The organism is Olsenella intestinalis (assembly GCF_023276655.1).
Lineage (GTDB): Bacteria > Actinomycetota > Coriobacteriia > Coriobacteriales > Atopobiaceae > Olsenella_J > Olsenella_J intestinalis.
Genome location: NZ_JALGRK010000001.1, coordinates 1,003,168 through 1,017,303, shown reverse-complemented (window position 1 = coordinate 1,017,303; position 14,136 = coordinate 1,003,168). Strand labels below are relative to the sequence as shown.

Sequence of the window (14,136 nt, the reverse complement as noted above, 5' to 3'; positions counted from 1 at the left end):
ACATCGACGACCGCGCGCGGCAAAGGGTCGGTTTTGCATGGCGAGCGGCAGTAGCACGCCAACGACGCCGAGAAGAGCGTGCCGCCGCGCACGAAAGAAGGGGGCGGGCACAAGGCCCACCCCCTCTCAGACGCCAGACGTCGCGTGCAGGCGCGTGACTACCTCACGCCGGCCTTGTGCTTGGCCTGCTCGATCTGCTCGAGCTGCGCGGGCGAGAGCGTGATGGAAGGCTCGCCGGTGCCGCAGGCGTGAGCGGAGCCGGAGGTCGCGACACCCGCGGCCGCGGTCGGGTCCGCCGGGTTCTCGATCCTGAAGGCGGCGCCGTTCTTGAAGTTCTCCTTGGCGACCGAGATCATGAGCTTGATGCGGTTCAGCTGGTTGACCTCGGAGGCGCCGGGGTCGTAGTCGACCGCGACGATGTTGCTCTCCGGGTGCATCTGGCGCAGGCGCTTGATGACCGACTTGCCCACGACGTGGTTGGGCAGGCAGGCGAAGGGCGACGCGCACACGATGTTGGGCGTGCCGAGCTCGATCAGGTCGATCATCTCGGCCGTGAGCAGCCAGCCCTCGCCCATCGTGTTGCAGAGGGAGAGGACCTTCTCGGCCTTCTCGCCCAGCTCGTAGATGCTGCCGTAGGGCTCGAAGCGCTCGGAGCGCTCGAGCATCTTGTTGATCGGGGCGCGCATGCCCTCGATGAGCTTGATGCCCGCGGCGTGCGTGAGGCGGCTCGTCCTCTTGGTGCCCAGCTCGTCCTTCATGTTGAGCTGGTTGGACGTGCCGAACAGGAAGAAGTCCACGAGGCCCGGGACGTCGGCCTCGCAGCCCTCGCCCTCGATGACCTTGACGACCTCGTTGTTGGCCGTCGGGTGGAACTTGACGAGGATCTCGCCGACGACGCCCACGCGCGGCTTGCTGCGGTCACCCGCGAGCGGCAGCGCGTCGAAGCGCTTGACGGTGTCCTCGCACAGCTCGTAGAAGGCCTTGCGGTTGGTACGCGGGATGAGGGTCTTGGCGCGGCTCATGAACGACTCGTAGAGGCGGTCGGCGCTGCCGGCCTCGGCCTCGTACGGACGGGTGCGGTAGAGGCACTTCATGATCAGGTCGCCGTAGAGAAGAGCGTACACGGCGCGCTTGATGAGCCCCGGCTGCAGCAGCTTGAACCCGGGGTTGTCCTCGTCGAGGCCGCCCGCGACCGACAGCGAGATGACAGGCACGTTCTCGTGGCCGGAGTCCTTGAGCGCCTTGCGGATGAGCGCGATGTAGTTGGTCGCGCGGCAGCCGCCGCCGGTCTGCGAGATGAGCACGGCCGTGCGCTCGAGGTCGTACTTGCCGGACAGGACGGCCTCCATGATCTGGCCCGTGACCAGGATCGACGGGTAGCAGATGTCGTTGTTGACGTACTTGAGGCCCGTGTCGACGGCAGCGTGGTCGACGGAGGGAAGCAGCACGACGTTGTAGCCCACCGAGCGCAGGAGCGCCTCGACGATCTCGAAGTGGATGGGGCTCATCTGCGGCGCGAGGATCGTGTAGCCCTCCTCCTGCATCTTCTTGGTGTAGCGCACCTTCTTGAACGCGGCGCTCTTGGCGGCGCGGTAGACGGGCGGGCGCCTCGACAGGTCGGTGGCGCGAGCGTGCTCGAGCGAGCCGTCGGCCAGTCGGACCTCGTCGGGCATGACCTCGACGGCGGTGCCTGCGGCGGTCTGGCGCTCGAGCTGGGCGCGCTCCTCCTTGAGGGCGGCCATCAGCGAGCGCACGCGGATGCGGGCGGCGCCGAGGTTGGAGACCTCGTCGATCTTGAGCACGGTGTAGATCTTGCCGGAGGCCTCGAGGATCTCCTGCACCTGGTCGGTGGTGAGGGCGTCCAGGCCGCAGCCGAACGACTGCAGCTGGATGAGGTCGAGGTCGTTGCGGGTCGCGACGAAGCGGGCCGCGCGGTAGAGGCGGCTGTGGTACATCCACTGGTCGACGACGCGGATCGGGCGCTCGGGGCTCATCTTGTGGGCGACGCTGTCCTCGGTGAGGACGGCGAAGCCGAAGCCCTGGAGCATCTCGGGGATGGCGTGGTTGATCTCGCCGTCGTTATGGTACGGGCGGCCGGCGAGCACGATGCCGTGGGCGTCGTTGTCCTCGATCCACTGCAGGACCTCGTCGCCCTTGCGCCTCATCTGCTCCTTGAACTCGAGGTCGGCCTCCCAGGCGACGTTGACGGCCTCGTCGACCTCGGCGCGGGTGATGTCGTCGCCCTTGAAGCGGCCCTTGCCGGCCGCGGCGTCCTCGCGACGCTTGACCTGCACGAGCTCGAAGAGGCGACGCTTGAGCTCGCTCTTCTTGTCGTACGGGATGAACGCGTCGATGAACTCGACCGTGGGGTCGGCCAGCTCGTCGACGTTGAGGCCGAGCGCCTGCGGGTAGCTCATGACGATCGGGCAGTTGTAGTGGTTGCCGGCGGTCTCGTCCTCCTGGCGCTCCCAGCGGATGCAGGGCATCCAGATGAAGTCGGTGTCCTTCTCCAGCAGGTTCATGATGTGGCCGTGGCTGAGCTTGGCGGGGTAGCACACCGACTCGGACGGCATCGACTCGGTGCCGGCCTCGTAGGTCTTGCGGGTCGTGGGGTCGGACAGCACGACCGAGAAGCCCAGCTTCGTGAAGAACGCGTGCCAGAACGGGAAGTTCTCGTACATGTTGAGGGCACGCGGGATGCCGACGGTGCCGCGCGGCGCCTCGTCGGCCGAGAGGCCCTCGCGCTCGAACAGCAGGCGGTTCTTGAACTTGAACAGGTTCGGCGCCTGGGACTGCTCGCTCTTGGGCTTGCCCGAGCCCTTCTCGCAGCGGTTGCCCGTGATGAAGCGGCGACCGTTGCCGAAGGAGTTGATCGTGAGCAGGCAGTTGTTGGAGCAGCGCCCGCAGTGGGCGTTGGTGTGCTTGACCTCGAGGTTGTTGATCTCGTCACGCGAGAGCAGGTTCGAGGTGCCGGCCGCACCCGCGCGGTCGCGGGCGAGAAGAGCAGCGCCGTAGGCTCCCATGACGCCGGCGATGTCGGGGCGGATGACCTCGCGGCCGGTGAGGAGCTCGAAGGCGCGCAGGGTCGCGTCGCTCATGAAGGTGCCGCCCTGGACGACGACGTACTTGCCGATCTCGTCGTAGTCACGCAGCTTGATGACCTTGAAGAGCGCGTTCTTGATGACGGAGTAGGACAGGCCCGCGGCGACGTCGCCGATGGTCGCGCCCTCCTTCTGCGCCTGCTTGACGCGGGAGTTCATGAAGACGGTGCAGCGGCTGCCGAGGTCGACGGGCCTCTCGCCGCGAACGGCCGCGGCCGCGAACTCGCGGACGTCCATGCCCATGGAGTCGGCGAAGTTGGCGATGAAGGAGCCGCAGCCCGAGGAGCACGCCTCGTTGAGGGAGATGTGCTCGATGATGCCACCCTTGACCTGCAGGCACTTCATGTCCTGGCCGCCGATGTCGAGGATGAAGTTGACGTCGGGGACGAAGGCCTTGGCGCCCCTCAGGTGCGCGACGGTCTCGATCTCGCCGGAGTCGGCGCCGAGGGCCTCGATGAGGATGCCCTCGCCGTAGCCGGTCGTGGTGACGTGGCCGATCTCGCAGTCGTCGTTGAGGTGGTCGTAGATGTCGTTCATGATCGTGCGGGCGGTGCCGAGGACGTCACCGTTGTTGTTGCCGTACCAGGTGTAGAGGAGCTGGCCGTCCTCGCCGACGACGGCCGCCTTCATGGTGGTGGAGCCGGCGTCGATGCCCATGTACACGCGACCGTGGTAGTCGTCGAGGGAGCCCTTCTCGACCACCTCCTTGTCGTGGCGGGCCTTGAAGGCCTCGTAGTCGGCCTCGGTCTCGAAGAGCGGGTCGAGGCGCTCGACCTCGGAGCCCTGGGTGTCACCGAGGTTGTCGAGGTCGCGGATGACCTCGGCGAAGGTGACGTACTTGTCGGACTCGCCGGCAAGGGCCGCGCCCGTGGCGACGAAGAGGTGCGCGTTCTCGGGGATGAGGCGGTGGTCCTCGTCGAGCTTGAGCGTCTTGTAGAAGCGGTCGCGCAGCTCGGAGAGGTACTGGAGGGGTCCGCCGAGGAAGGCGACGTAGCCGCGGATGGGGTGGCCGCAGGCGAGGCCGGAGATGGTCTGGTTGGCGACCGCCTGGAAGATCGAGGCGGCGACGTCGGCGCGGGCCGCGCCCTCGTTGAGGAGCGGCTGGACGTCGGACTTGGCGAAGACGCCGCAGCGCGAGGCGATCGGGTAGATGTGCTCGGCGCCCTTGGCGAGCTCGTTGAGGCCCGAGGCGTCGGTCTCCATGAGGGACGCCATCTGGTCGATGAAGGCGCCCGTGCCGCCGGCGCAGGTGCCGTTCATGCGCTGCTCGATGCCGTTGTCGAAGTAGATGATCTTGGCGTCCTCGCCGCCGAGCTCGATGGCGCAGTCGGTCTGGGGGATGAGGGCCTCGACGGCGTTCTTGGAGGCGATGACCTCCTGGACGAACTCGACGCCGAGCCACTGGGCGAGCAGCATGCCGCCGGAGCCCGTGATGGAGACGCGCATGGGGGCGTCGCCGAGGACGGCCTGGGCCTTCTCGAAGACCTGGCGCGCGGTCGCCTTGACGTCGGTGTGGTGACGCTCGTAGTTGGCGTAGATCAGGTTGTCGTTGTCGTCGATGACGGCGAGCTTGACCGTGGTCGAGCCGACGTCGATGCCCAGGCGCAGGTGCGCGTGGGAGAGGTCGATCGGCCTCTTGGGCCTGAGCTCTGCCTCGAACTGCTCGAGCTCGATCGCCTGCCTGGCGCCGGCCTGCGCCGCGTTGGATGCGGAGTGGTTAGTCATCAGGATTTCCCTTCGTCGCGAGTGCCCCGACGCCGATGGCGGGGATGTCGAAGTCGATCTTCCTTCCGTAGAGGTCGCCCGGGCGCACGAACATGAGCGCCGTCATGATGCGGGCCATGACCTCCACGCTCTCGTGCATGCCGCTGGTGAGCCAGCGCACGAGGACGCCCACCTCGGCCGAGATGGCGAAGGTGAGGTAGTACTCGAAGAACGCGCCCGATGCGAGCGGGACGAGGCCCTCGCTCGCGCGGTCGCGCACCGCGTCGCGCACGACGCAGGTGAGCTTCTCGGCGAAGCCGGGGTCTCCCCCGTCGCCGAGCAGTGCCGACAGATAGGTGCCACGCTCCTTGAAGTAGGTGAGCAGCTCGACGCCTCCCGGGCACGGCTCGAAGCGGGAGATGGACTCCTGCAGCTCGCTGAGGCGCGTGTCCGCGATGCGGCGGACGAGCTCGTGGGACTCGCGCACCGTCTCGTCCTCGATCTGGCAGACGAGGTCGGCGATGTCGCGGTAGTGGGAGTAGAACGTGCGTCGCGTGACGCCGGCGCGGTCGCTCACCGCGGTGACCGTGACCTGGGAGAGGTCACCGGTCTCCTCGATCTCGGCGGCGAGGGCGTCGCGCAGGGCGGAACGGGTTCGCACGCTCCTGCGGTCGGTGCTCTGCGCGGCGTCTAGCTCGCGCAATGCTGGTCGCATCGAGGCGTACCTCCTGGTTCTTCACATGGTGTGCAGTATTACACAGCATGTGAAGTATTACACAAGGTGAGAAGAAACGCAGGCGCGCGGCCATGCAATATAAGAACCTACACATTTGCCCCACGAGTACGAGGGATGAGGCTGCGTACGTGGGGTGATGCGGGGCACGGCGGCAGGCTCTTCTCGGCGTGTATGCAGATTGCTCTCGTGGTTATGCAGAATTGTGCGTTTGAGGATGCGCGTATATCGTTTGAACGTGTTTTCAACGGGTGTTTATAACCGTTTTGTTAACAACGGGCGAGGGCGGGCGCAGGTGGCGGCCGGTGGGGCGAAACTCTTCGCCAACGCACGGAGCAACCCCCGGGCGAGAGAGGCGGCTGCGGCCGCGAAGCAAATAGGGACGGAGGCCCCCATGGCTATGGACGCGAAGACGAACGCGAAGACCCCGCTTGAAAGCCGACTCACGCGACGAGGATTCGTCACGCTCTGCGGACTGGGGCTGGCGAGCCTCGGGCTTGCCGCGTGCGGCGCGCCGTCCGGCGGGACGGCGACCAACGACAAGGGCTACACGCTGGTGGAGGCCGGCACCCTGATGGGCGTCTCGGACATGGCCTACCCTCCCCTGGAGTCGATTCCCGACGGCGGCGGGAGCCCCGAGGGCTTCGAGATCGACATGATGGACGCCATCGCCAAGAAGCTTGGCCTCACGATGAAGTGGCTGCCGGCCACCAAGTTCGACACGATCATCCCGCTGATCAAGCAGGGCGGCAAGGCGGACGTGGGCGTCTCGGCGTTCACGATCACCGACGAGCGCAAGCAGGAGATCGACTTCACGGAGTCGTACCTCGACTCCAACCAGGCACTCGTCGCCCCGGCGTCGGTGGGCTCGCTCACCAAGGAGCAGCTGAACGTGGCCGGCACGCAGGTCGCCGTCCAGTCCGGCACCACGGGCGAGTCGTGGGTGAAGGAGAACCTGCCGCAGGCCACGTGCGTGCCGCTCGACGACGCGATCCAGGCGCTGACCGGCGTGCAGACCGGGCTCTACGCGGCGGCCGTGGCCGACCTGCCCGTGATGTCGTACCTCTGCAAGCAGTCGTACACGAGCCTGAAGGTCATGATCGAGATCCCCACGGGCGAGCAGTACGGCATCGTCGTGAGCAAGACGAACTCGAAGCTCACGGCCGACATCAACAAGGCCCTCGCCGACCTGCAGGCCGACGGCACCATGGACGCGCTCAAGCAGAAGTGGTTCGGCCAGAAGCTGTAGCGCGGGCGGAGACGGGCGCCACACGGCACGAGAACAAGACGACTGACTGATGCCCGGGCGGGCCTGCTCGCCCGGGCAACGCTACCCGCCACCTGCGGGGAAGGGGATTTCTTATGAACTCGAACAGCATGACACGCAGGAACTTCGTGAAGATGTGCGGCCTGGGCCTGGTTGGCGCGGGGGTGCTCGGCCTCGCGGGATGCGGCCAGGCGTCCGGCGGCACCGGCGCGGGCACGAAGACGGCCGCAGGGTACGAACTGGTCAAGGAGGGGAAGCTGACGCTCGTCTCGAACTTCTACTTCCCTCCCTTCGTCTCGATGAACGAGAAGACCGGCGAGCACGAGGGCTTCGACGTCGACCTGTACAAGGCGATCTGCGCAAAGCTGGGCCTTGAGCCCAACATCCTGCCGACCGTCCAGTTCGACACCATCGTGCCCACGATCAAGCAGGGAGGAAAGGCGGACGTCTCTCTCGGCGCCATCACCATTACCGACGCGCGGGCCCAGGAGATCGACTTCAGCGAGCCGTATCTGGACTCCAACCAGTCGATCGTGGTGCGCAAGGATGCCGCGGCCACGACGAAGGAGCAGCTCAACGCCAGCGGCATGCAGATCGCGGTGCAGTCGGGCACGTCGGGCGAGTCGTGGGCGAAGGAGAACCTGCCGAGCGCGACCATCGTGCCGCTGGACGACATCATCCAGGCGCTGACGGGCGTGCAGTCCAACCTGTACGCGGCGGCCGTGACCGACCTGCCCGTCTCGAGCTACGAGATCAAGGTGGCCTACAGCGACCTGACGATCCCGACAGGCGGCGAGATTCCCACGGGCGAGCAGTACGGCGTGGTCGTGAGCAAGTCGAACCCGGAGCTGACGCGCGCGATCAACAAGGCGCTTGCGGACATCAAGGCGGACGGCACCATGGCCGAGCTGCAGAGGAAGTGGTTCGGCAAGGAGGTGTAGCGCAGGGGCGTGGCGCATGCCTGCTGACGAGGAGGGACCCATCGCGGCTGCGGCTGCGGTGGGTCCCTTTGCGCAGTCGCAAGGCACGGTCGCGCGAGGTGCTACATGAGGCCGAGCGCGCCCATGAGCGGGACGAGCGCGATGGGCATGAACGCGGCAGGGAGCATGTTGGCGACCTTGAGGTCGGTCACCTTGAGGAGGTTGGTGCCGACGGCGAGCAGGAGGATCGAGCCGGTGACGGCGACCTCGGTGACGACGGCGTCGGTCAGAAAGCCGGCGAGCACGCTGGCCAGGAGGCTGAGGGCACCCTCGTAGACGAAGAGGCTCACGCCGACGAAGGGGACGCCGATGCCCATGGTGGCGGCGAAGGGGATGCAGACCACGAGGTCGATGAGGCCCTTGGCGATGAGCGTGTCGTGGTTGAGCTGGATGCCGCTGGCGAGCGAGCCGACGATGGCCATGGCCCCGGTGCAGCAGAAGAGCGTGGCGTTGACGAAGCCCTCGGAGAACGAGCCGAGCTTTTCTCCCCCGCTGAACTTGGCGTTGAGGGAGCGCTGGGCCCAGTCGCCGAGGCGGCGGACGTGCCCGTCGAGGTCGAGGACGTAGCCGACGAGGCAGCCGAGCGCGAGGGCGAGCGTGACCACGACGACGCTGCCGCCCTTGGTCATGCCCTGGACGGCGACGAGGATGACGGCGAGGCCCTGGCCCTTGATGAGGAAGTCGCCGAGGTCGTCGGAGACGTGGCTCTTGAAGAGCAGGCCGATGACGCCTCCGATGAAGGCCTCGAGGGCGTTGAGCAGGGCACCGAGCAGTACCACGGGAACTCCTTTGGTTGGCGGCGGGGGCCGCGCGGACGCAACGCGCAGAAGGATATACCTTTTATGGTTGCGGGCAGAAGGTCTGGCGGTTGCCCGCAGAGAATTCAGATCGGGCGAGGCTCGATGGCGAGAGCGGCAGGTGCGGGCCTGCGGGCGCGGGCACCTTGCCATGCGTGCGGCGGGTGGGGAGAATCATGTGCATGGGACGCGCGACCGGGAGTCGGGAGGGTGCATGGCGCTCAAGCTGATCATTTCGCCTGCGAAGAAGATGCGGGTCACAGACGGGGAGCCGGTCGCGAGGACGAGGCCGCTCTTCTCGGCGGAGGCACGACGCCTGGCAGAGGAGCTGGCGAGCCTGTCGTACGAGGAGGCGAAGGCGCTGTGGAAGGCGAGCGACGCGATCTCGGGGCCGAACTATGAGCGGCTGGCGACGCTGGCGGGCGACATCGGCGGGGAGCCGGCGGCACTGACGGCGGCGGTCGTGGCGTACGACGGCATCCAGTACCGGCACCTTGCGCCGCAGGTCATGAGCGAGCGGGAGCTGGCGTGGCTGGAGCGGAGCCTGCGGATCGTGTCGGGGATGTACGGGATCCTGCGGCCGCTTGACGGCGTGGTGCCGTATCGGCTGGAGATGCAGGCGCGGCTGGCCGTGGGCGGGGCGCGCGACCTCTACGAGTTCTGGGACAGCCGCCCGTATGACGCGCTGTGCTCGGAGCGGGACGCGGACGCGATCGTGAACCTGGCGTCGGTGGAGTATGCGCGGGCGGTGCTGCCGCACGCGCTGCCGGACGGGCCGCCGATCGTGACGTGCCTGTTCGGGAGCGTGCGCGAGAGCGACGGGAGGCTCGTGCAGCGGGCGACCGAGGCCAAGGCCGCGCGCGGGACGTTCGTACGGTGGTGCGCGGAGCGGCAAGTCGCGGACGTGGAGGAGCTCGGGGCGTTCGCCGAGCGGGGCTACTCCCTGGACGAGGGCCGCTCGGACGAGGGATGCCTCGTGTTCGTGCGCGGGTAGCGTGGCGGGGCGGGCCGGACCGGGCCGGGGGCTAGTCGCCCAGGAGCTCGATGAGGTCCTCCTTGCGAAGCGAGGCGAGCGACGCTCCCCCACCGACGCCGATGACCTGCTCGGCCACGTCGCGCTTCGACTCCTGCAGTGCGAGGATGCGGTCCTCGATCGTGCCCTTGGCGATCACCTTGTAGACCGTGACGTCGCGGGTCTGGCCGATGCGGTGCGCGCGGTCAGTGGCCTGGTTCTGCGCGGCGGCGTTCCACCACGGGTCCGCGTGCACGACGACCGAGGCCCCCGTGAGGTTGAGGCCCGTGCCGCCGGCCTTGAGCGAGATGAGGAAGACGGGCGTCTCGTCGTGGTTGAAGGCGTCCACCATCTCGATGCGGCGGCGCTTGGGCGTGGAGCCCGTGAGCATGTAGTAGCGCACGCCGTGGTCGTCGAGCTTGGACGCGATGATGTCGAGGAAGCTCGTGAACTGCGAGAAGATCAACATCTTGGACTGGGCGTCGACGATGGACGAGACGAGCGAGAGGATCGTGTCGAGCTTCGCCGAGGAGCCCTCGTACTCGTCGTAGACGAGGCTGGGGTCGCAGCAGAGCTGGCGCAGCCGAGTGAGCTCGGCGAGGACCTGTAGCTTTTCTCGGCTGAAGGAGGCGTCGGACTGCCTGGTGAGCGCGAGGCGCAGGGCCTGCTCGTGGGCGCGGTAGAGGCGGCCCTGCTCGCCCTCGAGCGGCGCGAGGACGACCTGCTCGAGCTTGTCGGGCAGGTCGCGCAGGACCTCGGACTTGAGGCGGCGCAGCACGAAGGGGGCTGTGAGGTTGCGCAGGCGCTCGGCGGCGTCGACGTCGCCTGAGGCCATGGGCAGCTCGAAGCGGTCGCGGAAGCGCTCGTAGCCGCCGAGCAGGCCGGGCATGAGGAAGTCGAAGATGCTCCAGAGCTCGGAGAGGCGGTTCTCGATGGGCGTGCCGGTGAGCGCCATGCGGTGCTCGGCGCGGACGGCCTTGGCGGCGCGGGAGACGAGCGTCTCGTGGTTCTTGATGAACTGGGCCTCGTCGAGGAACTCGCCCCAGAAGCTCATACGGCCGTAGTCCTCGATGTCGCGGCGGAGCAGGTCGTACGAGGTGATGAGCACCTGGTGGGACTCGTCGGAGCGGATCTGGCGGCGCTCGGCGGCGTTGCCGACGACGGGCGCGACGTCGAGGGAGGGCGCGAACTTCTCGAACTCGGACTGCCAGTTGTAGACGAGCGACGCGGGGCAGACCACGAGCGAGCGGCCCTCGCCGGCGCGGGCGAGCAGCAGGGAGATGAGCTGGACGGACTTGCCGAGGCCCATCTCGTCGGCCAGGATGCCGCCGAAGCCCATGTCGCACAGGGCGCTCATCCACTGGAAGCCCGCGCGCTGGTAGGGCCTCAGGCGCCCGGCCAGCTCGGCGGGCGGCTCGTAGGCGGCGGGGTCGACGGAGCGGAAGCCCTCGACGCAGCGGACGAAGGACTCGTCCTTCTCCTCGTCGGACATGATCGAGTCGAGGAGGAACGCCTTGTACGAGGGGATCTCGATCGTGCCGGAGGCGAGCTCCGCGGCCGTGAGGCCGAGCTCGTCGGCGAGGCGCGCGGCCTCGGAGAGGTCGCCCTTCGAGAGGTCGACGAACGAGCCGTCGCTCAGGCGGTGGAAGCGCTGGTTCTTGCGGTAGCTGTCGAGAAGGGCGTAGAGCTCGGAGAGCGGCAGGTCGTCCGCCGAGACCGAGAGGCTGATGAGGTTGGACTTGACCGCGAGGGCGACGCGGACGGAGGGCGTGACGCGCGAGACGAGCGCGTCGAAGGCGGGCGTGGTGATGACGCGGCCCATGCGCCCCATCTCGCGGGTGCCCTCGAACACGAGGCGCGCGATCGCGTCGGCGTTGCGCGCGGGGATGCGGGCGAGGTCGGTGCGGCCGAGGGTGAGGTAGCGGCCCGCGAGCTGGCGGGCGTCGGCCTCCGCCTCGGCGTCGCGGCTGGCGTCGAGCGCGGCCGAGGCCTGCCTCTGGGCGACGTGGAAGCTCTTCTCGCCGTAGACGGCCACGACGTCGCAGGTGACGCCCGAGCGGTCGCGGTCGAGGCGGAACTCGATCGAGACGGGGTCGGGACGCAGGGCCTCCATCTCGGGCGGGACGTCGACCGAGATGGCGCGCTCGAGGCGCGGCAGGAGCGTGGCGGCGAAGCGCGGGGCGTCGCGCTCGGAGAGCATGAGGCGCGTGGTGCCGCCGGCGAAGGCGACGGTGAGGAAGGGCGCGAGCTCGCGCAGCTCGGGCGGGCAGCGGATGATCGAGTCGCGGTCCATGGCGTAGAGGCGCTCCTCGGTCGCGTAGAACTCGAGGGCGCCGTCGTGGGCGAGCTCGAAGGAGCCGTGGTCGCCCTTGGAGCGGATGAGGACCCGGGGCCTGGGGTCGCCGTCGCGCACCTTGAGCGGGCGGCCCTGCGTGGAGGCGCCCTCGCGGCGGGCGTTGACGTACTCGACCGTGGAGCCGACGAGCATCTCCATCAGCTCGTCGAGCTCGGGGCCGGAGAGGCGCAGGTCGCGGTTGGCGCCGCCCTGCGACGAGCCGTACACGCCGAGGGGGCGCGCCTGCAGGCCGTCTGCCGCGAAGGCGCGGCGGTTGTGGATGGCGCGCACGACGAAGCGGGCGAGGCGCGCCGACGGCTCGTCGAACATGTCGAGCGTGTGGGCGAAGGCGAGGCGCTTGCCGTAGGAGAAGAACGAGCCCTGGCTCACGTTGTCGGCGAGGCGCGCGATGCTCTTGACGGCGTAGGCGCCCTGCGAGCCGACGATGCGCAGGCGCAAGTTGATGCCGTGGTCGCGCATGATGACGGGCACGAGCGAGACCGTGCCGGGCTGCTCCGCGGTGTCGCCGGTGGGCCTCAGGCGCACGGCCGAGGCGTCGCGGCCGAGAAAGGCGAGCAGCGCCGGGCTGGTGCTCACGTGGAAGAGGCGGTCGTATCCGGTGAAGGACTCGGTGTCCTTGTTGAAGGCGAGCGCGAGCGCGATGCTGTGCTTGCAGGCGCCGCTGAAGCGACGCGCCGCCGGGCAGGTGCAGGTGTAGTCGTGCACGACGTCGGTCGACTCGTCGAAGGAGATGGTGGTGACGTAGGTCTCGCCGTCGCCGGAGGTGGACGCAACACGGGCGCTCAGGCAGGTCACGGGCCCGTCGTAGGAGCAGACGCGCTTCCAGATCCCGTCACGCGAGCGCGCGATCACGCGGGCGCGGCCGAGCACGGCGGGGCGGCAGGCCTCGCCCAGGGCAGTGTCTGAAATCACGTGGTGCCTCCCCGCTCGAACGCGCCCCGACGGGCGCAAATGACCTCATAGAACATCGCATCCCCCTAGGGTAGCGCATTCCCACGTGCGCGAGCCCCTTTTCGAGCGGTTTGGAGCGGTCTAGTCGCGCGCGAGGGGCGACCTCGCACCGAGCCATGCGCCGATGATCGGCGCGAACTGGCTCACCAGCACGGACGCGAAGATCAGCACGAAGCCGCCCAGGAGCGCGGCCGTGATCTTCTCGCCTGCGAACGCCACCGAGAAGACCGCCGCGAACACGCTCTCGAAGGAGAGCAGAAGCGCCACCTGCGCCGACGGCACGCGCTTCTGCGCGACGTTCTGGACGAGCACGCCCAGCACGGTCGAGAGCAGCACGACGTAGGCCATCTGCCACCAGAAGTCGGGCGTGAACGCCTCGGCCTGGGGCATGGGCTCCGAGGCGAACGCCCAGGCCAGGCACACCACGGCACTCAGCACGAAGGTGACGAAGGTGATGGTGACCGCGTCGTGGGCGGCGCCCAGGCGCGCGACCGCGACCATGTTGAGGGCGAACATGAGGGCCGAGAGGAGCGTAAGCGCGTCGCCCAGGCCCAGGCCAAGCGCACCGTCCTCCCCCTTGAGGGAGAGCAGCGCGACGCCCGCGAGGCACATGAGCGCAGCGGCGACGTTGCCCAGCCGCGGGCGCCGGTGCTCGACGGACCAGGCGAGGAACGGAACCATGACGCAGTAGGTCGCCGTGAGGAAGGCGCTGCGCCCCGGCGTGGTCATCGTGAGGCCGACGTTCTGGACGAGGAAGCCCACGGCAAGGGGCAGCCCGATGACCGCGCCGGCGAGCATGTGGCTGCGACCGAGGCAGGAGGCTATTCTCCTCCCGAAGACGAGCGCCATCACGACAGACGCGATGGCGAAGCGGATGGCGAGCAGCCACGCCGGGCTGACCGCGAGCATGGCCTCCTTGAGCACGACGTAGGAGCCGCCATAGGCGACGGTGGTCCCCACGAGCGCGAGCTCGAAGACCCAGGAGGGTGTGTTGGCTGGAATTCGCATGGGAGCCATTATAGGCACGCGCGCCCGCGCGCCGAAGGCGGTCCGCAGTCGTGGAACGAATGTGGAGACGGCTCGACGCAAATGAATACGGAGTTGCGCGCAACTGGCGCGTTTCATCCACAAGACAACATTTTTTCGGCATCTTAACCATGCTGATGCGAATCGGCGTCCCCGTGACATAAAATGAACGCGTCTGGCCGCGTGGCCAGCAACACCGGACAACTGCG

Annotated in this window: 8 protein-coding genes; 3 read left to right on the top strand and 5 right to left on the bottom strand. The window is 68.1% G+C overall.

Features of this window, described 5'->3' with window-relative positions; all coding sequences use genetic code 11:
* Window positions 1–158: 158 nt before the first annotated feature.
* Both M5D76_RS03910 and M5D76_RS03905 read right to left on the bottom strand, forming a co-directional pair.
* Window positions 159–4,826, bottom strand: a complete 4,668-nt coding sequence (locus tag M5D76_RS03910; protein WP_248922074.1) for a 2-hydroxyacyl-CoA dehydratase — start codon at window positions 4,824–4,826, stop codon at window positions 159–161.
* Window positions 4,819–5,520, bottom strand: coding sequence for a TetR/AcrR family transcriptional regulator (locus M5D76_RS03905; RefSeq protein ID WP_248922073.1), 702 nt, complete (start codon window positions 5,518–5,520; stop codon window positions 4,819–4,821). Before M5D76_RS03905 ends, M5D76_RS03910 begins: the two co-directional genes overlap by 8 nt.
* A gap of 412 nt (window positions 5,521–5,932) precedes the next feature.
* Here M5D76_RS03905 and M5D76_RS03900 point away from each other — a divergent pair, with 412 nt between their 5' ends.
* Both M5D76_RS03900 and M5D76_RS03895 read left to right on the top strand, forming a co-directional pair.
* Window positions 5,933–6,787 carry an ABC transporter substrate-binding protein gene (locus M5D76_RS03900; protein WP_248922072.1) on the top strand — a complete coding sequence of 285 codons (855 nt, stop codon included), beginning with the start codon at window positions 5,933–5,935 and terminating at the stop codon, window positions 6,785–6,787.
* Window positions 6,788–6,900: 113 nt separating this feature from the next.
* The gene (locus tag M5D76_RS03895; RefSeq protein WP_248922071.1) at window positions 6,901–7,746 is read left to right on the top strand and encodes an ABC transporter substrate-binding protein; all 846 of its coding nucleotides are present in this window, start codon (window positions 6,901–6,903) and stop codon (window positions 7,744–7,746) included.
* Between the two features lie 101 nt (window positions 7,747–7,847).
* Here the strand turns inward: M5D76_RS03895 and M5D76_RS03890 are convergent, their stop codons facing one another.
* Window positions 7,848–8,564: a DUF554 domain-containing protein gene (locus M5D76_RS03890; RefSeq protein ID WP_248922070.1), complete on the bottom strand. Its 717-nt coding sequence runs from the start codon at window positions 8,562–8,564 to the stop codon at window positions 7,848–7,850.
* Window positions 8,565–8,796: 232 nt separating this feature from the next.
* Between M5D76_RS03890 and yaaA the strand changes: the two genes are divergently transcribed.
* A complete protein-coding gene (gene yaaA / locus M5D76_RS03885; protein WP_248922069.1) occupies window positions 8,797–9,576 on the top strand; it encodes a peroxide stress protein YaaA in 780 nt (259 codons plus the stop codon).
* Window positions 9,577–9,607: 31 nt separating this feature from the next.
* Here yaaA and M5D76_RS03880 read toward each other — a convergent pair whose 3' ends face one another.
* Both M5D76_RS03880 and M5D76_RS03875 read right to left on the bottom strand, forming a co-directional pair.
* Window positions 9,608–12,862, bottom strand: coding sequence for an SNF2-related protein (locus M5D76_RS03880; RefSeq protein WP_248922068.1), 3,255 nt, complete (start codon window positions 12,860–12,862; stop codon window positions 9,608–9,610).
* 120 nt (window positions 12,863–12,982) lie between these two features.
* Entirely contained in the window at window positions 12,983–13,909 is a 927-nt protein-coding gene (locus M5D76_RS03875) for a DMT family transporter (protein WP_248922067.1), read from the bottom strand.
* Window positions 13,910–14,136: the final 227 nt, after the last annotated feature.